The organism is Ahniella affigens (genome assembly GCF_003015185.1).
GTDB classification, from domain to species: domain Bacteria; phylum Pseudomonadota; class Gammaproteobacteria; order Xanthomonadales; family Ahniellaceae; genus Ahniella; species Ahniella affigens.
Map to the genome: position 1 here is coordinate 5,916,640 of NZ_CP027860.1, position 22,166 is coordinate 5,938,805.

26 protein-coding genes are annotated in these 22,166 nt (G+C 61.4%); 11 read left to right on the forward strand and 15 right to left on the reverse strand.

Features of this window, described 5'->3' with window-relative positions; all coding sequences use genetic code 11:
• Window position 1: 1 nt before the first annotated feature.
• From C7S18_RS23140 to C7S18_RS23195, 12 genes are all read right to left on the reverse strand, one after another.
• Complete coding sequence (locus C7S18_RS23140; RefSeq protein ID WP_106893809.1) at window positions 2-1,060, reverse strand: acyltransferase family protein; 1,059 nt, start codon at window positions 1,058-1,060, stop codon at window positions 2-4.
• On the reverse strand, window positions 1,057-2,337 hold the full coding sequence (locus C7S18_RS23145) for a nucleotide sugar dehydrogenase (protein ID WP_106893810.1): 1,281 nt from the start codon (window positions 2,335-2,337) through the stop codon (window positions 1,057-1,059). The genes C7S18_RS23140 and C7S18_RS23145 overlap by 4 nt, the downstream gene beginning before the upstream one ends.
• Complete coding sequence (locus C7S18_RS23150) at window positions 2,324-3,103, reverse strand: FkbM family methyltransferase (protein ID WP_106893811.1); 780 nt, start codon at window positions 3,101-3,103, stop codon at window positions 2,324-2,326. Before C7S18_RS23150 ends, C7S18_RS23145 begins: the two co-directional genes overlap by 14 nt.
• 6 nt (window positions 3,104-3,109) lie before the next feature.
• Window positions 3,110-3,988 (reverse strand): FkbM family methyltransferase, encoded by an 879-nt coding sequence (locus tag C7S18_RS23155; protein ID WP_106893812.1) that lies wholly within the window; start codon window positions 3,986-3,988, stop codon window positions 3,110-3,112.
• On the reverse strand, window positions 3,985-4,791 hold the full coding sequence (locus C7S18_RS24330; protein WP_146152086.1) for an FkbM family methyltransferase: 807 nt from the start codon (window positions 4,789-4,791) through the stop codon (window positions 3,985-3,987). Before C7S18_RS24330 ends, C7S18_RS23155 begins: the two co-directional genes overlap by 4 nt.
• Window positions 4,788-5,195 carry a MarR family EPS-associated transcriptional regulator gene (locus C7S18_RS23165; protein ID WP_170113455.1) on the reverse strand — a complete coding sequence of 136 codons (408 nt, stop codon included), beginning with the start codon at window positions 5,193-5,195 and terminating at the stop codon, window positions 4,788-4,790. Before C7S18_RS23165 ends, C7S18_RS24330 begins: the two co-directional genes overlap by 4 nt.
• 129 nt (window positions 5,196-5,324) lie before the next feature.
• Window positions 5,325-5,846 (reverse strand): transcription termination/antitermination NusG family protein, encoded by a 522-nt coding sequence (locus C7S18_RS23170; RefSeq protein WP_106893814.1) that lies wholly within the window; start codon window positions 5,844-5,846, stop codon window positions 5,325-5,327.
• Window positions 5,847-5,978: 132 nt separating this feature from the next.
• On the reverse strand, window positions 5,979-6,785 hold the full coding sequence (locus C7S18_RS23175; protein ID WP_206207945.1) for a DUF268 domain-containing protein: 807 nt from the start codon (window positions 6,783-6,785) through the stop codon (window positions 5,979-5,981).
• Window positions 6,782-7,663: an FkbM family methyltransferase gene (locus tag C7S18_RS23180; RefSeq protein WP_146152087.1), complete on the reverse strand. Its 882-nt coding sequence runs from the start codon at window positions 7,661-7,663 to the stop codon at window positions 6,782-6,784. The genes C7S18_RS23175 and C7S18_RS23180 overlap by 4 nt, the downstream gene beginning before the upstream one ends.
• Window positions 7,664-7,722: 59 nt before the next feature.
• On the reverse strand, window positions 7,723-8,676 hold the full coding sequence (locus C7S18_RS23185) for an STAS domain-containing protein (protein WP_106893816.1): 954 nt from the start codon (window positions 8,674-8,676) through the stop codon (window positions 7,723-7,725).
• Between the two features lie 4 nt (window positions 8,677-8,680).
• Complete coding sequence (locus C7S18_RS23190; protein ID WP_106893817.1) at window positions 8,681-9,775, reverse strand: FHA domain-containing protein; 1,095 nt, start codon at window positions 9,773-9,775, stop codon at window positions 8,681-8,683.
• Window positions 9,772-10,608 carry a cyclic nucleotide-binding domain-containing protein gene (locus C7S18_RS23195; protein ID WP_170113456.1) on the reverse strand — a complete coding sequence of 279 codons (837 nt, stop codon included), beginning with the start codon at window positions 10,606-10,608 and terminating at the stop codon, window positions 9,772-9,774. The genes C7S18_RS23190 and C7S18_RS23195 overlap by 4 nt, the downstream gene beginning before the upstream one ends.
• A gap of 568 nt (window positions 10,609-11,176) precedes the next feature.
• Here C7S18_RS23195 and C7S18_RS23205 point away from each other — a divergent pair.
• From C7S18_RS23205 to C7S18_RS23255, 11 genes are all read left to right on the forward strand, one after another.
• Window positions 11,177-12,079, forward strand: coding sequence for an alpha/beta hydrolase family protein (locus tag C7S18_RS23205; RefSeq protein ID WP_146152088.1), 903 nt, complete (start codon window positions 11,177-11,179; stop codon window positions 12,077-12,079).
• 226 nt (window positions 12,080-12,305) lie between these two features.
• Complete coding sequence (locus C7S18_RS23210) at window positions 12,306-12,680, forward strand: ATP synthase subunit I (RefSeq protein WP_146152089.1); 375 nt, start codon at window positions 12,306-12,308, stop codon at window positions 12,678-12,680.
• Window positions 12,681-12,699: 19 nt separating this feature from the next.
• Window positions 12,700-13,518, forward strand: coding sequence for a F0F1 ATP synthase subunit A (atpB, locus tag C7S18_RS23215; protein ID WP_106894160.1), 819 nt, complete (start codon window positions 12,700-12,702; stop codon window positions 13,516-13,518).
• A 94-nt stretch (window positions 13,519-13,612) separates the two neighbouring features.
• On the forward strand, window positions 13,613-13,894 hold the full coding sequence (gene atpE, locus C7S18_RS23220; protein ID WP_106893821.1) for a F0F1 ATP synthase subunit C: 282 nt from the start codon (window positions 13,613-13,615) through the stop codon (window positions 13,892-13,894).
• A 94-nt stretch (window positions 13,895-13,988) separates the two neighbouring features.
• Window positions 13,989-14,459, forward strand: a complete 471-nt coding sequence (locus C7S18_RS23225) for a F0F1 ATP synthase subunit B (RefSeq protein ID WP_106893822.1) — start codon at window positions 13,989-13,991, stop codon at window positions 14,457-14,459.
• 1 nt (window position 14,460) lies between these two features.
• Complete coding sequence (locus tag C7S18_RS23230) at window positions 14,461-14,994, forward strand: F0F1 ATP synthase subunit delta (protein WP_106893823.1); 534 nt, start codon at window positions 14,461-14,463, stop codon at window positions 14,992-14,994.
• A gap of 60 nt (window positions 14,995-15,054) precedes the next feature.
• Window positions 15,055-16,602: a F0F1 ATP synthase subunit alpha gene (gene atpA / locus C7S18_RS23235; RefSeq protein ID WP_106893824.1), complete on the forward strand. Its 1,548-nt coding sequence runs from the start codon at window positions 15,055-15,057 to the stop codon at window positions 16,600-16,602.
• A 60-nt stretch (window positions 16,603-16,662) separates the two neighbouring features.
• The gene (gene atpG, locus C7S18_RS23240) at window positions 16,663-17,526 is read left to right on the forward strand and encodes a F0F1 ATP synthase subunit gamma (protein WP_106893825.1); all 864 of its coding nucleotides are present in this window, start codon (window positions 16,663-16,665) and stop codon (window positions 17,524-17,526) included.
• Between the two features lie 24 nt (window positions 17,527-17,550).
• Complete coding sequence (atpD, locus tag C7S18_RS23245) at window positions 17,551-18,957, forward strand: F0F1 ATP synthase subunit beta (RefSeq protein ID WP_106893826.1); 1,407 nt, start codon at window positions 17,551-17,553, stop codon at window positions 18,955-18,957.
• A gap of 80 nt (window positions 18,958-19,037) precedes the next feature.
• Window positions 19,038-19,460, forward strand: coding sequence for a F0F1 ATP synthase subunit epsilon (locus tag C7S18_RS23250; protein WP_106893827.1), 423 nt, complete (start codon window positions 19,038-19,040; stop codon window positions 19,458-19,460).
• A 211-nt stretch (window positions 19,461-19,671) separates the two neighbouring features.
• Complete coding sequence (locus tag C7S18_RS23255; protein ID WP_106893828.1) at window positions 19,672-20,211, forward strand: hypothetical protein; 540 nt, start codon at window positions 19,672-19,674, stop codon at window positions 20,209-20,211.
• Between the two features lie 8 nt (window positions 20,212-20,219).
• Here the strand turns inward: C7S18_RS23255 and C7S18_RS23260 are convergent, their stop codons facing one another.
• The 3 genes from C7S18_RS23260 to C7S18_RS23270 form a co-directional block, all read right to left on the reverse strand.
• Window positions 20,220-20,549, reverse strand: coding sequence for a cyclic-phosphate processing receiver domain-containing protein (locus C7S18_RS23260; RefSeq protein ID WP_106894161.1), 330 nt, complete (start codon window positions 20,547-20,549; stop codon window positions 20,220-20,222).
• A 121-nt stretch (window positions 20,550-20,670) separates the two neighbouring features.
• A complete protein-coding gene (locus C7S18_RS23265; RefSeq protein ID WP_170113457.1) occupies window positions 20,671-21,042 on the reverse strand; it encodes a rhodanese-like domain-containing protein in 372 nt (123 codons plus the stop codon).
• A gap of 473 nt (window positions 21,043-21,515) precedes the next feature.
• Window positions 21,516-22,139 carry a glutathione S-transferase family protein gene (locus C7S18_RS23270; protein ID WP_106893830.1) on the reverse strand — a complete coding sequence of 208 codons (624 nt, stop codon included), beginning with the start codon at window positions 22,137-22,139 and terminating at the stop codon, window positions 21,516-21,518.
• Window positions 22,140-22,166: the final 27 nt, after the last annotated feature.

Below are 22,166 nucleotides of genomic sequence, written 5' to 3' on the forward strand. Positions count from 1 at the left end.
GTCAGGGCTGACCCGCTTGCGCGCGCAGGACTCGGCGCGAGTAGGCTTGCGCTGGCGCTTCGATGAAACGCCAACAAACGTGCGCGGCGAACAGGCAGATTGCGGTGGCGGCCAACACCGCTGCACTCAAGGCGGGCGGCGATTCGGCCACACGCAGACTGAGGTTGATGACCCTGCCGCCGATTGGGATGTGAATCAGGTACAGCGAATACGACACGGTGCCCAGCCAGATCAGCACGGGCCAAGGGCGTTGCAGGAAATGCGCGATCAGCACCGTCATGGCAGCCGCGATCGCTGCGATGCTGCCATGCGTGTAGGCGACCAGCAGCAGACTGCCGATCATCAGCAGAAGGCCATAGAGGGCGCGCAGCTTGCCGGCATGCCAAAGCCAGGCAAAGAAGCCGCAGGAAAACAAGGGCAGATCATGCAGGACGAGGACTTTGGGGCTGTAAGGCGCCAGCACCAGCAGGAGCGCCAGAGTCACGCCGATCATCGCAGGGCCAATGGTTCTTGCGCCGAGACGCATTCCAAGCATCGGCACCATCAGCATCAGCAACAGGTAGAACTGAATCTCGATCGCCAACGACCAGAACACCGGAATGATCCAGGCGTGGCCGCTGAACTCGCAGGCATAGCTCAGATTGCAGAGCAACTCCGAAAGCGTTGGCAAGACGAGGCCTGGGCCGCGATAGCCCGGCGCCAGACTGCTGCCCACGTTCAGCAGCACGGCCAGAATCAGCGCGGCCAGAAATGGCAGATAGAGTCGGAGCAAGCGCCGCACCATGAAGCGCATGCTGTCTTGAATACGGGTGCCGAAGGCCGCGAACGAGGCTGGCACAATAAAGCCACTGATCACGAAAAAGGCCTCCACACCTGCCCAACTCACCTGGCCCAGAGCATGCAACCAGGGCACTGCCTGCATGGCCGGACTGCCGGTGAAATGAAACAACGCAACGGCCAGAGCCGCCAAACCGCGGGCCGCATCCAGACTGGACAGGCGCGTCACCAGCGCCGCCCCGGTCGCTGTCTGAGGTGGCGCGGTCACTACGGCTTCGCTCAAAGGCGCTCACCCGGTTTGGCATCGGCAAGAATCGCTTTGACGTCGAGGATCAAACCGTCCTCGCGCAGCCAGCGCGATAGCTGTGCACGGCCACCTTGGACAAAGCTTTGATGGGCGACCGCAATGATAATGCCGTCATAGTGCTGCGACAGAGGTTCGGTCAGCAATTCAATGCCGTAGTGCGCCCGCACTTCATCGGCGTCGGCGATCGGATCGTGAACCACGACGAGCGCACCCTCGGCTTGCAGCATCGAGACCATTTCGACCACGCGGGTGTTACGAATGTCGCCGCAATTTTCCTTGAACGTGATGCCGAGAATCAGGAGCTGCTTGCCGCGTATGGTTTGCCCGCGTTGTTCGAACTGCTGGCGGAAGCGCGCGCAGACAAAGCCACTCATGCTCTCGTTGATGTCGCGCGCGGCGCGAATCAGGCGGGCCTCGGCGCCAACGGACTCGGCTTTGTGGATCAAATAATAAGGATCGACGCCAATGCAGTGACCACCCACCAGGCCAGGCTTTACCGGCATGAAATTCCATTTGCTGGCGGCAGCAGCGAGCACGGCCTCGGTATCGATCCCCATCTTCGAGAACATCTTGGCGAGTTCGTTGGCGAAAGCGATATTGATGTCGCGCTGGGTGTTCTCGACGGCCTTCGCGGCCTCGGCAACCCGGATGCTCGGCGCGCGATGCGTGCCGGCTGGAACGATACGCTGATACAGCGCATCGACGAAGGCCGCGCATTCCGGGCTGGAACCGCTGGTGACCTTGACGATGTCGGCCAGCCGACGCTTTCGATCGCCGGGATTGATCCGTTCAGGCGAATAGCCGACCCAGAACTCGGTGTTGAAGCGCAGTCCAGAGCCGGCCTCCAGTGCCGGGACGCACTGTTCTTCGGTGGCGCCCGGATAGACCGTGGATTCATAAATCACCACATCGCCGTGCTGAAGACACGACGCAACCAGGCGCGTCGCTGCCAGCAAAGGACCAAGATCCGGCAATTTGTCGGCATCGACCGGTGTCGGCACGGCAATGATGTAGACCTTGGCGCTTCGCAGTACGCCTGGATCGTCGCTGAAATCGATCCGCGCTTCGGCGAGTTCGCTTTGACTCAGCTCGCCACTGCTGTCGACGCCATTGCGAAGCCCTTCGATCCGCGCGTGATCGATATCGAAACCGATCACCCGGTGATGCGGGGACAACGCCGCAGCCAGGGGCAGACCGACGTAGCCAAGACCCAGAACCGCGATCGTCAGCTCACTCGGATCACTGTCGAGCATGAGTCGCCTCCAGAACCAGGGTCGGCGCATCCGGTACCGGTCGATAGCCGTGCTGCGTCAGCAAAGCCAGCACGGCCTCGGACGAAGCGCCCAGCGCCTGCAGCTGTCTTTCGTGCAATTCCAGCGCGATGCGACGGATGCGGCCCGCTGCGAGCAAGGCCTCGGCACCCCGCAGTAACTGGTGTTCGGCGCCTTCGATATCAACTTTCAGCAGATCGATCTGGTCGACGCCCGCTTCGTTCACGACGTCGGTCAGGGTTCGCATGGGCACGGTTTCGACTGGCAAGCGATAGCGGGTGACATTGCTGAAGCCGGAGGCGCCGGTATTGAGGTCGGGCGTCAGGCGCATTTCGATGCTGCCCGTCTCAGCGCCAAGCGCCAGATGCATGAGCACGATTCGCGGCTGGACCTGGTTCAACTCGAAGTTCTTTTGCAACACATGCTGCAATCGCGATTGCGGTTCAAAGGCCAGAACGAGGCGCGCACGTTTTGCCGCCAGGACCGAGAAATAGCCTTCATTCGCGCCCGCATCGGCAAAAACACCGCCTTCAGGTAGAAAGCGTTCGATCGTCGCTTGCATCTCAGGCTCGTAGTGGCCGAACTCGATCAGATCGCCACCGACATGCGAGACCGGGTCGACCAGAAAATGACCCTGTCGAGTTTCAATCACGCGTCGTTTCACGCAGAGCAGATGCTTGACGTGAGCAGCAAGCCAAGCCGGACGAATCTTCAAAAGCAAGCGACGGAGCAGAATGTCAGTGTTCAAGATCGGTCATACCAGACAGGAGAGCGGGTGGATGCGTACAGCGGGCGCATGGGTCAGGCGGTGCTGCAGATCGCAGTGCCAGCGCACGTACAAGGTGTTGCCATCGAGGGGCGATGGCAATCGTTCGAGTTGGCGTTGATCCGGTCGATAGCGCGCGGGTTCAAATCCGTGCGCGTGCAGGATCGCTCGCACGTCGGGCTGACTGTCGGCGCTGCATTCGACAATCAGCGCGAGCAGGCTCGATTGAGCCAAGGTCTGGACTGCGCCACGCAAAGCCGATACTTCCTCGCCTTCGACATCGATCTTGATCAACGTCGGGGCACGGCCGCCGAGCGCGCGATCGAGCGTCGTGCAGGATCGCAGCACGTGCGCCGCGCCGGCTTTGAGCTCGGTCTCGCTCAGCACATGATTGATGGTATCGAGGCCAGTGCTAAAGGCACGCTGGCCAACCTGATCGCCGATCAGGTCCGAGCAGATCTCGACACGTGGCCCGAGTCCATTGGCGTCAACATTGTTTCTGAGTGCAGCCAATGCGGCGGAATCGGGCTCGATCGCCAACGCTTTCGCGGCGCGCACACCCGCCGCCAGGACCGTGTAGCTGCCGGCGTTCGCGCCGACATCGACGAACAGATCGTCAGCCGAAAGCAGGTGCAGGGCGAAGCTCATCGACTCATACTCATGCAGGCCGAAATAGACATTGCCGGTTAACCCGGTCATCGCCCTGCTGGCTTTGAGCACGGTGCGATCAGCGAATGCCACGTGAACCTCGGCTAGCAACCGCGAGCGCAACTGCCAGCTGAGCACATTCCAGACGGCTCGCCAGGGATGCTGGCGGGCCAAGGGATGCTGGCGGATGCCGGCCCAGGTGACCCGCGGATCGATCATGGCGTGACCACGCGTTGGGCCAGAAAATTGTCCAGATTGTGCGCAGTGTTTTCGCGCCGTTGCAGGCGGCGCAACTGCCACTCGGCGGCGGGCAGCAATTGTCGCAGTTCGGAGTCCGGATGGTCAGAATCCGGATCAGATTCGATCACAATGGCCAGACAATCTGGCCGTTTCAGGATCGAGCGCATGCCGCGGAGCACGGCGAGTTCGGCGCCTTCCACATCGATCTTGATCACCTGTGGCGACGGCAGCAGGCCTTGCTCAACCAGGGAATCCGCCGTGGCAATGGCGGCGAGCGTGGCCGTGAACGATTCAGGGTCGTTGAAGCCGCCCAAGGTGTTTCGACCGAAATTGTTGTGGCAGACATGAAAGGGCAGAAAACCGGACTGGTCCGCCAGACCGATGGGCAGGGCCTGCACGGCGCAATGGTTGAGCGCAATCATCTGCATCAGACGCGCGAATTCTCGAGGGCTCGGTTCAAATGCGACCACTCGCGATCGCGGTTTTGCGATGGCCATCGATACCGCGTGTAGCCCATAGTTGGCGCCGACGTCCCAGTAGACGCCGGACTCGGGCAGCGCCGACAGGGTGGCTTCGAACACCTCGGACTCGTAAAAGCCATCGCGCAGTACGAACGCATCGATGTAGTCGAACGGATCCAACTCGAAGTTGGCTCCGTGGTGGGCGCGCACGCGCAATCGACGACCATCGGTACCGCCAATGCCAAGCCAGCTGAAGGCCCGCGTCGCACCGCGCAGGCGACGACGATACAGATAGAGTGCCGCGTGTTCGAACCAATTCAAGGGTGTTCCTTTGTCAGCCTGGCGAGTTCGTGTTCGAGCTCGGCGATCTCTGCACTCAGGGTCTGGAATTCGCGGCGTTTACGCTCCAGAAACACCGAGGCCGCACGGGCTCGCTGATTGCGACCGGCAGCAGTCAGCAAGTATCGGTAGCTGAGCTTGTTGGCGGCATTGCGGATCGGTTGCACGGCCAGCCAGCCGAGTTCGATCAGGGCGCGAATACAGTAGTTGGCCTTACCCAGACTGAGCTGAAGCCGCTCGGCAATGTCGCGTTGACGCAGCGCCGGTTCCTGCTCGATCAGGCGCAGCACCTGCAACTCGGCGTCGCGCAACTGCTCGGCAGGGCTGGTCAGGTTTCCCGACTGGCGTCTGGGCACGCTACCGCCCTTTGGCGCCCGGCGTGCCATATGGCCGTTGCTGCGATTCGATTGTGGCCGCGAGGACGGCATGTGTCAGGGTAAGCGTTCAGCGATTGCAGCGTGAGGCCGGTTTCGCCGCGTCTGAAGTGGCCCAGGGTGGACCGGCTCAAACGGGTGCTAAATTCGTCGCGCCAATTGCGCGCTCGGTAAAGTGACCTGCACGGGTGTGCCGAGCAGGTCGATCAACAGGCGAACTCGAGCGTGGCCGCTGTGGGATTCAAAGATGCCCTCGAATCCGGCCATCGGCCCTTCGGTCACCTTCACGCGCTGGCCAGGGCATAAACCCGGTGGATCGAGGCGCACGAAGCCATCGGCGTCCTGACGCGCGACGATCGCGGCGATCACCGGATCAGGGACGCTGGGCGTATTGGCGCCAAATCGCACCACTTGGCTGACGCCACGGGTCGAGCGCACGGGCCCAAGGCGCAAGCCATGAGCATCCGAGCGGATGAACAGGTAACGCGGAAACAAGGGTTCGATCTGAGTGCATAAACCATCGGCACCCGGTCGACTGCGGCGCAATCGGCAATCGAGCACTTCGAAACCCTGGCGTCGAAGATTGAGGCCGGCGAGCGCTTCCGAACGCGGTTTGGTCAGCACCGCAAACCAAGCGGCTGAATCAGAGTGTTGAGACAACATGGGACGGCACGCTAACCGAAGCGAACGCTCGGTTCAAGCGTTGAACCCAGAATCGCGTTCGCTCGCAACGGGTTTCACGCTTGTTGACTGCCGCGCTGGCGCGTGCCGCGTGACGGCCCGGCCTTTGCCGACTCAGGCTTTCCGCAGTTCCAGAATTGCGCAGCCGTAGCGACAACCGAGATTCCGATCCACTGCCGACGGCTCCAAGGCCACCTGCTCATGCAATTCGCCCGCGTCATCGACCACGGCCAGTGACTGCACCGTGAAGTGTTCGCCGACCCAACGCAGCAACGCGGGCAGCGCGAACACACGCTGCGCATTGAACTCGATCCGACTCGGCCCGATCGGCACTGACAGATACAGGGTACCGCCGGGTTTGAGCATGGCATGGAGGTTACGGAGACCGCGCCGATGCGCATCTGGATCGACCGGATCACCGTAGCGACCAAGGCCGAAGTGTTCCAGCGCATGCAGGCAAGACAGCGAATCGCAGCAGGCAACCAGATCCGGGTTCAAAGGTGCCGACATATCCGCTTGCCGGAACTCGATATTGCCGACGCGCTGTCGATTCGGGCGCAGATCGATCACTGTGATCCTTCGGAAAACCGCCACATGCGCGACGAACCCGTCTATGCGCGAGCCGACATCGATGTGCTCGATCGGCGCTGATTGAAACACCCGCTTTGCAACGTACAGGTCCTGATGGAAATAGTGACCCGAGGCATCGCCGCCTGGGAGTTGCCGATCATGCAGGTGCGCCGCGATCGAGATTGGCGGCGCCGTTGGGTCAGCGCGCAAGGCCCGTCGAAACTGCCGCCACTCGCGATGAAAGCGCGGCAAGGTGCGCAGCGCGGCGACGAACTTGAAGGGGTCCATGCCGAATTCGGCGAGCGGGCTCAGCCACGCACGAATGCGGGTCTTAAGAGTCGACCCGCTCATGAAGGCAACTCGAGCGCACGCGCAAATCGGTCTGGCACTGCGAGGATCATGTTCGCGCAGTCGAGGTTCTCGGCATCGATCAATTGCAGGCCAATCCGATAGCCAACGAACAGGCGCCGCAGAATGCGCAGACCGCGCCCGTAGCGGTCGTCTGGCCGGCTGAATGCAGCAAAGTGCTGGTAGCCGCACGCCAGAAGGCGCTCGCGCATGTCGGCGAACGCTGGTGGGGTCAACGCTTCGAACGCAATCAGTGGTTGATCTTGCCGCAAGCGTTGCTGCAGACCCTGTGCGACCTGCGGCTCCATGCCTTCGACGTCGATCTTCAGAAAATCAACGCGGCGCCCAGACTCCAGTTCACGGTCCAGATCGGCATCGCCGGTGCAGAGTTGAATGGGTTCGCCGTCCGTCAACTCGGGGCGCGCCTGCGCTGAACCAAGATTGCCATCGCAGACAACCTGCAAACGCGAGGGGCCGTCCTGATCAGACAGACCGAGCGGTCGAATCCTGATGTGCTTGGCCTGGTTCACCATCACGTTCGCAGCCAGCAGATGGAGCGTGATCGGATGCGGCTCATAGCACACCACGGTGCGGAACAGATCGGCCAGGGCGAGCGCATGATTGCCAATGTTGGCACCCACATCGACCATGACATCGCCAGCGGCGCACGCTTTCAGCACCTGGCGCATTGCCTCCAATTCATCGCGTTCGTAGCGCCCTTCACTCAGCACCGCTCGGCCGATCAAGTCGTTCGTCAGGATGCTGAGTGCGGTCGGTTGCGTCAGGCCTGCCTGACCCAAGTGCCGAAGCCAAGGGATCAAGCGCCGGGCAAACAAGCGATTCCGGTGCTGCCACCCGCTGATGCGAACCCAGGTTCTCACGTCCGGCAGCGTCTCGCCGGCGGTCGTTGGCAGTTCGCGATCGCACGCACTTCGGCCACCTATTCCTTAAACAGCTTCGACCAGGAGCCTTTCTTGGCTGGCGCAGCTGGCTTGGCGGGCGCTGCGGCGGGTGCCGGACTGGTCGCGGGCGCCGGGGCAGCAGGTTTGGCGGCAGTCACCGCCGGGTCGGCTGGTTTCGGCGCTGGGGGCGCGGGAGCCGGGGCTGCCACCGGTGCAGGCGCCGCAGTCGGCGTCGGCGCTGGCGAAGCGGGCTTGCTGCTTGCTGGAACGGCAGGCGCCAGCAAACTGGAGGCCTGATCGAGCGCCGGCTTGCTGTGCGCGGCTGAACTCGGGGCGGGTGTCGCTGCAGCGGGTGCAGGGATCCCGAGCAGGCTGGCAGCGGTCTGCTGCGGATTTTGGCTGCCCGCACCAAGCAGGTCGGCAGCGCTCCGGCTAGCCGTTGGTCTGGTCGCTGGCGCTGCGGGTGCTACGGGTGCTGGCGCGGCAACAGGTGCCGGTTTTGGTGCTGGCGCGGCAACAGGTGCCGGCTTTGGTGCTGGCGCTGGTACAGGGGCAGGGGCAGGGGCTGGCGCCGGCTTCGGCGCTGGTGCCGGGACCGGAGCCGGACTAGGCGCTGGCGCGGCGACCGGTGCCGGCGCGGGCTTCGCGCTCGCCGCCTGGGGCATGGCCTTCAGCCCTTCGGCGCGATTCGCGGAAATCTTGAACAGACTGGTAAAGCCGGAGAGATCGAAGACTTGCTTCACGGTGGTGTTCAGCGCACACACCCGCAGACTGCCGATTCCGGATTCTACCTTTTTGGCCAGCGACAGCAGCACGCGCAGCCCCGCCGAGCTCACGTAACTGATCTGACTCAAGTCGACTAGAAAGTGGTACTTGCCGGCCTCGAACGCGTCGTGCAACGCCAGTTCGAGTTCGCCCGACGTTTCGGTGTCGAGCCGACCCTTCGGGGCGACGACTAATACTTCGCCGACCATGTCTTGTTGAATGTCCATGCGCTCAGCTTAGCCGGAATACAAACCTTGCGGCGCCGATCATCACCACATCTTCATCTTCCAGCAGACGTGAATTGACGCGCTCGCCGTTGACGCGCGTGCCGTTGCGGGAGTCGAGATCGACCAGCGTAAAACCCGAGGCGCTCGGACGGAGCTCGGCATGCCGCAGCTCGACACCCGGGCCAGCAATTCGGATATCGCTCTCCGGCGCGGCACCGATGCTCAACGTTTTGACCGTTGCGACATGGGTTTGTCGGCCGGCTTCAGGATTTTGTGGCACCAGTCGGCCAGGCTTGGACGGTGTGCTGATGGCGCTGACGGGTTCGGTATTGGCCAGCGGTAACTTGATGGCTTGCAGCACCATGGTCGAGGGCACCGGCGGCGGCATCGGACGGCTCGGCGGTGGGGCGGGTGCCGGAGCGGGGGCGACCATCGTTTCGCGCGATGGTGGCGGAATCGTAATGTCCGGGATGCTGAGCTGCGGCACCGGTGGCAGCGTGACCGCGCCAATCTGGCCGGTTGGCGCTTCCAGGCTCGGCGCGGTGATCGGCGTTGGGACGTCGGCAATCACGGCCGATTCCGGTTCGGGCTCTGGTTCGGCTTCCGGCTGCGGGCTCGCTTCGGGCTCGCCATCAAGTTCCGACTCGTCGCCCACGGCCGCAATAAAGCGTTCCCGTACGGCACTGACTTCGGCCAACACGGTTTCGGCATCGCCCACTTCGGCGTCAATCGCGCCCAGGCGCGACGTTTTTTCGGCGCCATCGAACTCGCCCAGCATGGCGCGGAATTCGATTTCCTCGCGCGCCAAACGGGCCCGTTTTTCGGTTTGCTGCAAATCGGCAAACACGGCTTTGAGTTTCTGGTACTCCGCCATTACGGCTTCGTACAGCGGCCGGGCTTCGCCGATGATGCCGTCGCGCCGGGCTTCGTAATCGGCCTTGACGCGGGTGAATACTTCCGGCGACACCGAACTCGCCATGTTGTCCATCTGCTCCAGACGGGTCTCGACTTCCAGCAATTTCTCGCGCAGGGCGGCCAGGCCGTCGACTGGTCCGAGATCCACCGCGAGTAACGCGGCCTTGGCTTGTTCACTGCTCATGCATCTGCCTCTACTGTCAGGTCGACCATGCCAAAGCGCAGGTGGTCGCCCACCTTGAAGATCGCTTCCTGCCCAGGTCGAAGTCGTTGTCCATTCAAATACGTGCCGTTCAAAGTACCGACTTCCTCGCGAACCTTGAAGTGATCACCGGTAAATACAATCTTGGCGTGCCGCCGCGACATCGAGCGATTCGTATCGACCGGCCCCAGATTGATCTCGGGCATGGTCGCGGTGACCGGGTCGGGGCGGCCCACCAGAAACTCCGCTCGATCGCGTAGTGGGTAGCGGGTCTTGCTGGTCGCGTGCACGAGCACCAGCGGGCCATAGGCAGCGAGCGCATCCGGCTGCTTAACGACAAAGCCGCCCTTCGGTGCCCGAATCGGCGGCATGGGCGTGAAGAGTGATTCGACGCCCCCTGGCACCGTGGCGCCCACCACCTTGGGGACATGGACCGGCGGACCCTTGTTGATGGCGTCCGCCAGTTCTTGGATTCGCAGTTCAGCCCGGCGCAGGCGCGATGTCAGCTTGCGCATGATGCGGATACTGACCTCAACGTTGCTGGAGATCAGGTTGGCAAACGCGGCGCGGTCGATCCGAAGCAGGCGCGTATCGGCGGTGGTTTTCGCCGACGCGAAACGTGGCTGATCCTCAAGGATCGCCATTTCGCCGAAAAAGTCGCCTGGGCCAAGATTGGCGATCGGGTCATCGAGCCGGTTGTGGCGCAGAATGTCGACCGCGCCTGTTTCAATGATGTACATCTCGGCCCCCGCGTCTCCTTCCCGGAAAATCACGGTGTTCGCAGGGTATTCCACGAAGTTGTCGGGCTCAGCCATGGCAGCGTCTCTGGAGACCCCGATTATCAAGAGCTTGGCGTAGCAATCGCAAGCATTTCCTGAGCCGAGGCCAAATTCGGCCGACATCCGCGCGCCGGTCGGCGGAAACCGGGCGTTGATCGGCTGGGGCGAAACCCTGGGGCTTGGTCGCGGACTCGGTCGCAAACCGCGAAGCGGGCCGGTTGCTATGCTTCTGGCTCCCACTTCGCAGCGGCCTGAGAGCTTTGCCTTGGCTGGTACTCACGATCGGCAACATTCTTGGCCGCGCCTTCGGTGTGCATACGCGCGAATCAAGCGGTTCGCCACGTTGCAAGACGGCGGCGGCGCCGACGTGTCGCAAGTAGCCCCCTCCCCGGCCCTCCCCCGCGATCGCGGGGGAGGGCGCCAACTCCCTCTCCCACGCGAGTGGGAGAGGGCCGGGGAGCGGGTTACTTGCGATTGGGGTGCGCATCGCGCGCGCATTGATGAATTGGACAAAATGATGGGCGGTCGTCTTCTTGTTGAGCTTGGCCGGCCACTCCAGCGCCTTTTGCGGGGCGCACGGGCCATATTGCTGCTTGGTCTGACCGTGTCGAGTCTGATCGCCGTCGCCGCTGAGCCCGTCGAAAGCCGGGGCAGCGGCGGTGCCATCGGGTCTTACGAGCTGGTCCTGCCGACACCCGGTTTTGAGACCGATCCGCGATTTGGCAACAAAACGCTGATCGTCTATGGCCCCAGTCAGGCGCATGCCGGCCCGGCCCGCCCGTTGATCCTGTTGCTGCATGGCACTGCAGGGTCGCCGCTCGCGGCAATCCAGCAAGCCCGGAATGTCCGGACCTTCTGGCAGCCAGTGGCCGAGGCCGAGCAGATCGTCCTGGTGGCGCCGTCCGCCAGCGGCAATAGCGGTGGCTGGCTGGCGCCAATCACCAGTAGCGATCGGCCCACTGACTACGATGCCATGGCGGCCGCACTCGACTTTGCCGCCGCTCGATACAACATCAATCTGCGCTTGGTATACGTGTGGGGCTTCTCGTCCGGCGGCCATGTCGCCTTGGATTTGGGGCTGAATCGGATCCATCCGCAGCTGAATCGGGATCGGTTCGCGGCGTTTGCCGTCAATGCCGGGGTCATGGAGGGCTTGGCTTGCCCGCCGAACGATGCCATCGCCTGCGCGGCGGTCGCTGCCGGGACGCCCGCGTTCCCACTCAGCGTGGCGATTGGCGAGTCCGATCCGTTGTTCCAAAGGGTCGTCGCCGACTACAAGCGTCTGGTGGGCGCCGGCTGGTCGACCCAGACGGGCACCTACCGGAGCACCCGTTTTGTAGGCGGCCATACGGTGCTGGCCGAACACCCGGAGTGGCATTGGCAAAACCTTCGCCAATGGGCCCGGCGCGTTGCCAAGGCGCCGGAACCTGAACCGATCGTGAGTTCGGCACCATTCGCGTCGGTTACGGACCGACCATTGCAAGGCCCGGAAAACAAAGACAATTGACGCCGCAGTGCAGCAAGGATCGAGGGATTCCGGCGGGTGCCAAACCCAAGCTGGGACTGGGATCGCGACGCATGCGGCCCGCCCTTGTTTTTTCACGTTCCAAACACGCCGTTTTGGTTGCGCCTTCCGAAATCCGCTGGCTATACTTCCGCTGCTTTGTTGGACCCCATCCAAGCATTCGAGACAATAATCGAATAGCGCGGTGGCTTCGGTCATAAGGATTCCCGTGGAAAATACGAGTCTCGCCCGTGGCAAAAAAATCGCTGCGCGTATGCTCGTCGCCCAGACCGTCGCCACATTGCTCGCTGCTCTCGGTTTTTGGTTCTGGTTGGGTGGTGTTGCCGGCAAAGCAGCCCTGGTGGGGGGATTGATCCCAACCGTGGCGCTGGCGTTCATGGTGCTCCGGGTCCTATCCGGTGGCGTGCAGGGCGCAGACTCGGTGCTCGGTCGATTGGTCGTAGGCCTCGCCATGAAGTGGGTGTTGATCGTGCTGGGGTTTTACCTGGCGCTGGCAGTGTGGAAATTGGCTGTGCTGCCCTTATTTGCCGGATTTGTCGCCGCTTTCAGCGCGCAATTCGTGGCCGGAATTCTGAAAGCTTGAAGGAGTTGTCGTGATTCAACTGCTTGCCAGTGGTGGCGAGGGTCCAAAGACCCCGACCGACTACATCACTCATCATTTGACCCACCTGAAACACTCGCTAACGCCGACCACCGGCCCGGGCGGTTTCATGTCGATCCACGTCGACACGATGGTGACTGCGTTCATTCTCGGATTGATCATGGTCTTCGGCATGTGGCTCGCCACGCGCAGGGCCACTTCCGGCGTGCCAGGCAAATGGCAGGCCTTTGTCGAGATCGTGCTGGAGTTCGTGCACGGTCAGGCAAAAGACGCCTACCATGGCACCAGCAAACTGGTAACGCCGATCGCGATCACCTTGTTCTGCTGGATTCTGATGATGAACGCGATGGACTTCATCCCGGTCGATTTCGTCGCCACGATTACTGAAGCTGTTGGCCTGCATAACTGGCGCCCGGTGCCGACCGCTGACGTCAACGCCACCTTGGCGATGTCGATCACGGTGTTTTTCCTGATGATCTTTTTCGCGCTGCGTGCAAAAGGCCTGGGCGGTTTCATCCACGAACTGTTTACCGCGCCGTTCGGCCCGTGGCTGTTCCCGGCCAACATTCTGCTGAACATCGTTGAGCTGCTGTCCAAGCCGGTGTCGCTGGCCATGCGACTCTTCGGCAACATGTACGGCGGCGAGATCGTGTTCTTGTTGATCTGGCTGCTCGCCTCTGCCGGTTTCGGCGGCGCCATCGCTTCGGCCGTGTTCGGCCTGGGCTGGGGCCTGTTCCATATTCTGATCGTCATCCTGCAGGCCTTCATCTTCATGATGCTGTCGATCGTCTACCTGAGCCTGATGGAAGAACATCATTGACTTTCCGGCTGGCGGCCGATGGTCGCTGGCCAGCTGCACCAAGTTTTCGTTTCACCCTTTCGTTTTCAACCTTACGTCTGACTGGAGAAAAACCATGGAAGCACTGCTCGCTCAAATCAACAGCTCGACCGCGCTGGCTATCGGCATCATGATCGGCCTGGCTGCTCTCGGCGCCGGTATCGGTATGGCCCTGATGGCTGGCAAGTTCCTGGAATCGGCTGCCCGCCAACCGGAACTGATCCCGGTGCTGCAGGTCCGCATGTTCATCACCGCCGGCCTGATCGACGCGGCTTTCATCATCACGGTCGCCGTGGCGCTGATGTTCGCGTTTGCGAACCCGCTGCTCAGCGCGGTCGCCAAGGCCGCAGGCGCCTAATCAGCAAGGCATCGACAAGGCGTTTTCGCCTTGACTTGACCGGGCGTGCCGTCCATCGAGGGCACGCTTTTCAAACCGATGCAGGAGCCCATGCATGAACATTAATATGACTTTGTTCGCGCAGGCGCTGATGTTTGCCGGCTTTATCTGGGTGATTGCCCGCTTCATTTGGCCGCCTTTGCTGACGGCCATTGAAGACCGTCAGAAGAAGATCGCTGACGGATTGGCAGCCGCAGACAAGGCTAAGGCAGAACTCGCCGCCGCCGACACACGCGTGCAGGAAGAAGTGAAGGCGGCTCGTGCCAAGTCTTCGGAAATCATCGAAAAGGCCAATCAAACGGCCAATCAGATGATCGAGAAGGCCAAGGACGACGCCATCGCTGAAGCCGGCCGTCAACGCGCTGCCGCGCTCGCCGAGATCGACAGTCTGTCGGCTCGCGCCAAGGAAGAACTGCGTAAGCAGGTTGCCGCTCTGGCAGTCGCTGGCGCAGAAAAGATCCTGAAGCGCGAAATCGACCAGAACGCCCACAAGGCGCTGCTCGACCAACTCGCTGCCGAGATCTGACATGTCCGCGAATCTGACGCTCGCTCGCCCCTACGCCCGCGCCGCATTTGAATCCGCGAAAGCGGAGAATGCGCTCAAGGACTGGTCCGCCAAGCTCGCGTTTGCCGCCCATGTCGCCGCCACTGCCGAAGTCAAAGTATTGCTCGGCAGCCCCAAGCTGGCCATTGCCGACCAAGTCGGCCTGCTGCTGCCCCAGGGTGAAAACCTGGGCGGTAGCTTTGTGCGCTTTCTGGAAGAACTCGCCAAACACCGCCGTCTGTCGGTGCTCGGTGAGGTCCAGGAAGGATTCGAAGCTCTGAAGCGCGAGGCCGAAGGCCTGATCCGCGCCACGGTCAAGACTGCAGTGGCGCTCGACGCCCAGCAGGCCGACACCTTGAAGAAAGCTCTGAAGCGCAAGTTCGAACGCGAAATCGAAATCGAAAACGTGGTGGACCCAACGATCATCGGCGGTGCCGTGATCGACACGGGTCATCTCGTCATCGACGGTTCCGTGCGCGGACGCCTGGCCCGCCTGGCGCAAGACATCGCCCGGTAACGAAGCCGCGAACCACACCATCTTGAAGATGCGACCTGTGCGCATCGAAGGAAACCTGAAATGGCTACCCAGCTCAACCCATCTGAAATCAGCGAACTGATCAAGAACCGCATTCAGCAGTTCAAGGTCCAGGCTGAAGCACGTAACGAAGGCACGATCGTTTCGGTCGCCGACGGTATCGTGCGCGTGCACGGCCTCGCCGATGCAATGCAAGGCGAAATGATCGAAATGCCGGGCAACACGTTTGCCCTCGCTCTGAACCTGGAGCGCGACTCGGTCGGCGCCGTGGTCCTTGGTGACTACGAGCATCTCCGTGAAGGCGACTCGGTGAAGACCACTGGCCGCATTCTCGAAGTGCCGGTTGGTCCGGAACTGCTCGGTCGCGTCGTCAACGCGCTCGGCGAAGCGATCGACGGCAAAGGCCCGATCAACGCCAAGCTGACCGACAAGATCGAAAAAGTCGCGCCCGGCGTGATCTGGCGTCAGTCCGTCTCGCAGCCGGTGCAGACCGGTTACAAGTCGGTCGACGCGATGATCCCGATCGGCCGTGGTCAGCGCGAGCTGATCATTGGCGACCGTCAGACCGGCAAGACCGCGCTGGCGATCGACGCCATCATCAACCAGAAGTCCTCGGGCGTGAAGTGCATTTACGTCGCGATTGGTCAGAAGAACTCGACCATCGCGAACATTGTGCGGAAGCTCGAAGAGAACGGCGCGATGTCCTACACGACGGTCGTGGCCGCCTCGGCGTCCGAATCGGCGGCGATGCAGTACATCGCGCCATACTCGGGTTGCACGATGGGCGAATACTTCCGTGACCGCGGCGAAGACGCGTTGATCATCTACGACGATCTGTCAAAGCAGGCCGTGGCCTACCGTCAGATTTCGCTGCTGCTCCGCCGTCCGCCAGGTCGCGAAGCCTATCCGGGCGACGTGTTCTATCTCCACTCGCGCCTCCTGGAACGCGCTGCTCGCGTTAATCCGGAATACGTCGAGAAGTTCACGAACGGTGCCGTCAAGGGCAAGACCGGCTCGCTGACCGCGCTGCCGATCATCGAAACCCAAGCGGGTGACGTCTCGGCCTTCGTGCCGACCAACGTGATCTCGATTACCGATGGCCAGATCTTCCTGGAAACCGACCTGTTCAACGCTGGTATCCGTCCGGCCGTGAACCCCGGTATCTCGGTGTCCCGCGTCGGTGGTGCGGCCCAGACCAACATCGTCAAGAAGCTCTCCGGCGGTGTGAAGCTGGCGCTCGCTCAATACCGTGAGCTCGCCGCGTTCTCGCAGTTCGCCTCCGACCTCGACGAGTCGACCCGCAAGCAGCTGGAACGCGGTCAACGCGTCACCGAGCTGATGAAGCAGAAGCAGTATGCGCCGATGTCGATCTCGGAAATGTCGCTGGTCATCTACGCGGCAAACGAAGGCCATCTGGACGACGTGCCGCTGAACAAGATCCTCGCGTTTGAACGCGGTCTGCTGCAGTTCATGCACCAGAACCACGGCAAGCTGATGAGCGATCTGGTCGTGTCGGGTGACTGGAACAACGACATCGCCGCCACGTTCAAGGGCGCCATCGTCGAGTTCAAGAAGACCGGTACCTGGTAATCGCCAAAGCTGGTTGACTGGCGACGCCTAAGCGCCAGTCACCGCATCAAGGAGATAGCAATGGCAGGCACCAAAGAAATCCGGACCAAGATCAAGAGCGTGCAGAACACCCGCAAGGTGACGCGCGCGCTGGAGATGGTTTCGGCCAGCAAAATCCGCCGCGCCCAGGACAAGATGAAGATGTCGCGTCCGTATGCGCGTCTGATGCGCCAGGTGATTGGCCATATCGCGAAAGCGAATGCCGATTACGTGCATCCGTTCATGCAGGACCGGCCGAACATCAAGCGCGTGGGCTACGTGATCGTGTCGACTGACCGCGGCCTCTGCGGTGGTCTGAACTCGAACCTGTTCCGCCGCATCCTCGGTGAGATCCGCCAGCATCAGCAGAATGGCGTCGAAGTCGACGTGGTCACGATTGGCCAGAAGGCCAGCGTGTTCTTCCGTCGCCTGAAGGTCAATCTGGTGGGTTCAGTCACGCACATGGGCGAGAAGCCCGAAGTGGCCAAGCTGATCGGCGTGATCAAGGTCCTGCTCGACAGCTTCACCGAAGGCAAGCTCGATCGCGTGTTTCTCGTCTACAACGACTTCATCAACACGATGACGCAGAAGGCCCGTACGGACCAGTTGCTGCCGCTGCCAGCGTCCGAGACGCTGGACGACAAGCACGACTGGGACTACTTGTACGAACCCGATGCCAAGACCGTGCTCGATCAAGTCATGGTCCGCTACGTTGAGTCCCTGGTTTACCAGGCCGTGCTGGAAAACCTCGCGTCCGAACATGCTGCGCGCATGGTCGCGATGAAGGCCGCCAGCGACAACGCGACCAAACTAATCAGCACGCTGCAGCTCGTCTACAACAAGGCCCGACAGGCCGCGATCACGCAAGAGATCTCGGAAATCGTCGGCGGCGCAGCCGCGGTCTAAAGAATCAGAATTCAGGAGATTGTTATGAAGGGTCAAGTGGTACAGATCATCGGCGCCGTCGTCGACGTCGAATTCCCGCGCGATCAGGTGCCGAAGGTGTATGACGCCCTCAAGGTGGACGGCACCGAGATCACGCTCGAAGTGCAGCAGCAGCTGGGTGATGGCGTCGTGCGTACGATCGCGCTCGGTTCCACCGAAGGCCTGAAGCGTGGCCTCGTGGCCACCAACACCGGCAAGGGCATCTCCGTGCCGGTCGGCACGGGCACGCTCGGTCGCATCATGGACGTGCTCGGTCGCCCGATCGATGAAGCCGGCCCGGTCAAGGCCAGCGCCGAGTGGGAAATCCATCGTTCCGCGCCAACGTACGAAGAGCAGGCAGCGGCCACGGAATTGCTGGAAACCGGCATCAAGGTTATCGACCTGATCGCACCGTTCGCCAAAGGCGGCAAGGTCGGTCTGTTCGGCGGCGCCGGCGTCGGCAAGACCGTCAACATGATGGAGTTGATCAACAACATCGCAACCGAGCACTCGGGTCTGTCGGTGTTCGCGGGCGTCGGTGAACGCACCCGTGAAGGCAACGACTTCTATCACGAGATGCAGGAATCCGGCGTCGTCAACGTCGAAGAGCCTGAGAAGTCCAAGGTCGCGATGGTGTACGGTCAGATGAACGAGCCACCAGGCAACCGTCTGCGCGTCGCGCTGACTGGTCTGACGATGGCCGAGTACTTCCGTGACGAAGGTCGCGACGTGCTCTTGTTCGTCGACAACATCTACCGCTACACCCTGGCCGGTACCGAAGTGTCCGCGCTCTTGGGTCGTATGCCGTCCGCCGTGGGTTATCAGCCGACGCTGGCCGAGGAAATGGGCGTTCTGCAAGAGCGCATCACCTCGACCAAGACCGGTTCGATCACGTCGATCCAGGCCGTGTACGTGCCTGCCGACGACTTGACCGACCCGTCGCCGGCCACGACCTTCGCGCACTTGGACGCCACCGTCGTGTTGAGCCGTAACATTGCCGCCCTGGGTATTTACCCGGCCGTGGATCCGCTCGACTCGACGTCGCGTCAGCTCGACCCGAACGTTATCGGTACCGAGCACTACGATACCGCGCGCAAGGTTCAGGCCACGCTGCAGCGTTACAAGGAACTGAAGGACATCATCGCGATTCTCGGTATGGACGAGCTCAGCGAAGACGACAAGGCGGCCGTGTCACGCGCCCGCAAGGTCGAGCGCTTCTTCTCGCAGCCGTTCACCGTCGCCGAAGTGTTCACCGGCGCCAAGGGCAAGTACGTCACGTTGAAGGAAACGATCCGCGGCTTCCGCATGATCGTCGACGGCGAATGCGACAACATTCCCGAGCAGGCCTTCTACATGGTCGGCGGCATCGACGAAGCGTTCGAGAAAGCCAAGAAGATGGGCGTCGCCGCTTAATCGCTGCGATCCCATTGCTGATGTGATCGTGCGCGGCGCAACACGCTTCCGCGCACGACACCAACGAAAGGAACCCAAGCATGTCCACCATCCGTTGTGACATCGTCAGCGCCGAGAGCGAAATCTTCCATGGCACCGTGCAAATGGTCGTGGCCAGTGGTGAGATGGGCGAACTCGGTATCGCCCCGCGTCACGCGCCGCTGATCACCCGCCTCAAGCCGGGCCAGATCCGTGTGATTCTGGAAAACGGTGAGCAGCAGAACTTCTACGTCTCTGGCGGCATTCTCGAAGTGCAGCCGCAAGTCGTGACGATTCTGGCCGACACCGCGATCCGCGCAAAGGACATCGACGAAGCCGCGGCCCTCAAGGCCAAGGAAGAAGCCGAGAAGATCCTCGCGAACCGCACCGATGCGATGGAAATCGCCGAAGCGCAAAGCAAGCTCGCCCAGGCTGCTGCCCAGTTGGCGGCGTTGGAACAGCTCCGCAAGACGCTGAAGCACTGATTCATTGCTTCGTCTGCTGAATGAACAAGACCGCGCTTCGGCGCGGTTTTGTTTTTCTGGTATCGCCGATCGTCGATGACACCAAGAAGACGGCGCACCTCCTGTCTTTGCCCCGTTCCAGCATCAAATCAATACACTACAGCCTGCTGACGCTGCTCCCCGCGAATTTACGATTATCAAACTAGCATGTCCCTGACCAGAGGCCATCCCCGTGTTCACCCGTGAAGACATTCTTGCAGTCGCTATTCGCCTGATCGCAATCTGGATCGGATGTACCGTCCTCATCGGAACCTTCCGGGTCTTGTCTCTCGCGCAGACGGATGTCGAGACTGAGCTCGTGCCCAAACTGATCGTCTTGGTCGTATCGTTTGTGATCCTCGCTGGCGTGTGGCTGTTTCCAGTCACGATTGCCCGGAAGCTCCTGCCAGCTGCCAAGGATGCACAAAGTCCGCTGCAAGCAGATCCCCATGCTTTGGTCGCGGTAGGCTTTACCGTGTTGGGACTCTATTGGCTGGGCGATGCCCTGATTGGTTTGTTCTACGGCTGGAGCTTCCTGCGTTTGGCAGAGAGCGTGGGTGACGGCATGTACCTCATTCCACCAGATATCTCTGCAGGACTCTGGACCGACGGATTCCAAGCCGCCTTGGGCATTGCTGTGATGCTCAGTGCGAAAACCGTCCAGCGCTGGTTGCTGCCGCCGCAACCTGCGCAACTTGTTCCGACGAGCGAGGACACGGTCGATCCCCGCTAGTCGATCGGTCAACGAGAATGTGCTTGAGGCGTGCGCGTGGCCAATCGTTCAATCGATGCAATGCCAGCTTCCATGCGGCGCCGGGCAGCCGTGTTGGCAGAGTGCACGTGCATCTTGGGCGGGCAAAACCCGCGCTCCGCGACGGCCGATTCAATCCAAAGCACGACGTCGTAACCGGTGCCTCGGGAGTCGTCACCGAGATCATGGTCCAGGCTGATTTCGACAACCAAACCTTGTTCCAGTAAGGCAATGGCCTCATCAGGCCAATAGACACGGGTCCAGCCATCAGGCGTACTGCGCTCGTCGTCTAGAAAAACACGGAGTCCGGTAGTCGTCATGGCAATCCTGAAATGCCGAATCAAAGCGCGAGACGACACCACAGATGGCGGCTCGCCCAAAAGCATCAAAACGAACCATGATCAATTGGATCAGGCGTACTGCGCGCGGATCAGCGCATCCTCACGAATGGCCGCGATGCACCGGCAGCCCAGCGCCAACCCAAGCCATCAGTCCGCCCTGAAGGTTGAATCCATGGGGGCCAAGCTCAGGCTTGAGCTGTTTGATCGCCGTGCTGGAACGCGTGCCGCTCCGGCAAATCAACACGACATCGACCGTCTTGACTGACACGCCTGCCGCGCGCAACGCGTCGGCACCACGCAATTCAATCTGCGATAACGGCACATTCAAGGCATGCGGAATGCTGCCATGGGTAAACTCATCGGGCTCGCGTACATCCACGACAAGTGCGCCGCCTTGAATGCGCTGCAAGGTTTCTTGCGGCGACAGCTCGCGATCGCTCAAGCCGAACATGCTTTTGAACGCACCAAACATTACAGGGATCCTCAAGTTCCGAGCAGTCCTAGTGTTGCCGTTGAACGCAGATTGCATTCCCCGACCACTTCGAGCTCGTGTCGATAGGCCTATTTTCAAGCGCAAACCCTGAAGCAAGGGCACCAAAAACGCTGGAAATCGGGCCATGCCACGATCCTTCACGGATGCCGATGCCAGTCATTCAGCGAGTCGAAACGATGCGTCACGATTGCTGTGCGGGAAGTCACAGTTGGGGTTGATGGGGAGGTTGCGGCTGGAGTGTCCGTTGTATCGGACTCGCGCGGTTGTATGGCAATAGCAGTCTGTCGCTTTGTCGCAAGTAGCCCTCTCCCCAACCCTCCCCTGCGATCGCGTGGGAGGGAGATTGACTCCCTCTCCCACGCCAGTGGGAGAGGGCCGGGGAGAGGGCTACTTGCGCTGAGCCTTCCAGAGATGAGCACTACGCGAAGAGTGTCCGCCCAATTGCAGTAGTGTCAGGCCAATTCAACGCACAGATACGGCCTGGCCTTCTGCCGCCGCTTTAACGCCTCGTAATACGCCAACACAAACGGCAACGGCTCGCGCGGAATCGGCGTCTGCAACCAGCGATGAATCGACAGCCCGACACTGATATCGGCGATGCTGAAGCGATCGCCGACAAGAAAGCGCCGGCCATCCGAAAGCGTCTGCTCCAGAATTTGCATCGTCTCCGACCACAACTGCACGCTCGCATGAATCAGCGCCGGTGACCGATGCGCGGGATGCTGCCTGACCAAACCGAGGAATGCGTCACGCCAAGCGGGATTCAGTGTCGACTGCTGCCAATCAAGCCATTGATCGACCCATGCCGCCGCGCGCAAATTATCGTTGTTCAACACGCCGGCATCGTACTGCCGCACCAAATGCCGACAAATCGCATGCGATTCCCACAGTACAAAATCGCCATCGACCAGTACCGGCACCAAACGATTCGGATTGAGCTTGGTAAACGACTCCGAATCAAGTCGGAGCCCACCTTCACCCCAAGCCTCATGCGTATAGACAAGCCCCAATTCATCGGCGGTCCAAAGAACCTTGCGGACATTGATCGACCGAATGCGTCCAAGAATCCGAATCATGAAATGGCTCCTCCTGATCGCGAAGCC

Bases quoted from the DNA above. Each gene is read 5' to 3' on its own strand.
- C7S18_RS23260 (WP_106894161.1), bottom strand. From the start codon at position 20,549: ATGACGACTACCGGACTCCGTGTTTTTCTAGACGACGAGCGCAGTACG.
- C7S18_RS23155 (WP_106893812.1), bottom strand. From the start codon at position 3,988: ATGATCGATCCGCGGGTCACCTGGGCCGGCATCCGCCAGCATCCCTTG.
- C7S18_RS23185 (WP_106893816.1), bottom strand. From the start codon at position 8,676: ATGGACATTCAACAAGACATGGTCGGCGAAGTATTAGTCGTCGCCCCG.
- C7S18_RS23225 (WP_106893822.1), top strand. From the start codon at position 13,989: ATGAACATTAATATGACTTTGTTCGCGCAGGCGCTGATGTTTGCCGGC.
- C7S18_RS23175 (WP_206207945.1), bottom strand. From the start codon at position 6,785: ATGAGCGGGTCGACTCTTAAGACCCGCATTCGTGCGTGGCTGAGCCCG.
- C7S18_RS23165 (WP_170113455.1), bottom strand. From the start codon at position 5,195: ATGGCACGCCGGGCGCCAAAGGGCGGTAGCGTGCCCAGACGCCAGTCG.
- atpE (WP_106893821.1), top strand. From the start codon at position 13,613: ATGGAAGCACTGCTCGCTCAAATCAACAGCTCGACCGCGCTGGCTATC.
- atpA (WP_106893824.1), top strand. From the start codon at position 15,055: ATGGCTACCCAGCTCAACCCATCTGAAATCAGCGAACTGATCAAGAAC.
- C7S18_RS23270 (WP_106893830.1), bottom strand. From the start codon at position 22,139: ATGATTCGGATTCTTGGACGCATTCGGTCGATCAATGTCCGCAAGGTT.
- C7S18_RS23265 (WP_170113457.1), bottom strand. From the start codon at position 21,042: ATGTTTGGTGCGTTCAAAAGCATGTTCGGCTTGAGCGATCGCGAGCTG.
- C7S18_RS23145 (WP_106893810.1), bottom strand. From the start codon at position 2,337: ATGCTCGACAGTGATCCGAGTGAGCTGACGATCGCGGTTCTGGGTCTT.
- C7S18_RS23250 (WP_106893827.1), top strand. From the start codon at position 19,038: ATGTCCACCATCCGTTGTGACATCGTCAGCGCCGAGAGCGAAATCTTC.
- C7S18_RS23230 (WP_106893823.1), top strand. From the start codon at position 14,461: ATGTCCGCGAATCTGACGCTCGCTCGCCCCTACGCCCGCGCCGCATTT.
- atpD (WP_106893826.1), top strand. From the start codon at position 17,551: ATGAAGGGTCAAGTGGTACAGATCATCGGCGCCGTCGTCGACGTCGAA.
- atpG (WP_106893825.1), top strand. From the start codon at position 16,663: ATGGCAGGCACCAAAGAAATCCGGACCAAGATCAAGAGCGTGCAGAAC.
- C7S18_RS23170 (WP_106893814.1), bottom strand. From the start codon at position 5,846: ATGTTGTCTCAACACTCTGATTCAGCCGCTTGGTTTGCGGTGCTGACC.
- C7S18_RS23190 (WP_106893817.1), bottom strand. From the start codon at position 9,775: ATGAGCAGTGAACAAGCCAAGGCCGCGTTACTCGCGGTGGATCTCGGA.
- C7S18_RS23195 (WP_170113456.1), bottom strand. From the start codon at position 10,608: ATGGCTGAGCCCGACAACTTCGTGGAATACCCTGCGAACACCGTGATT.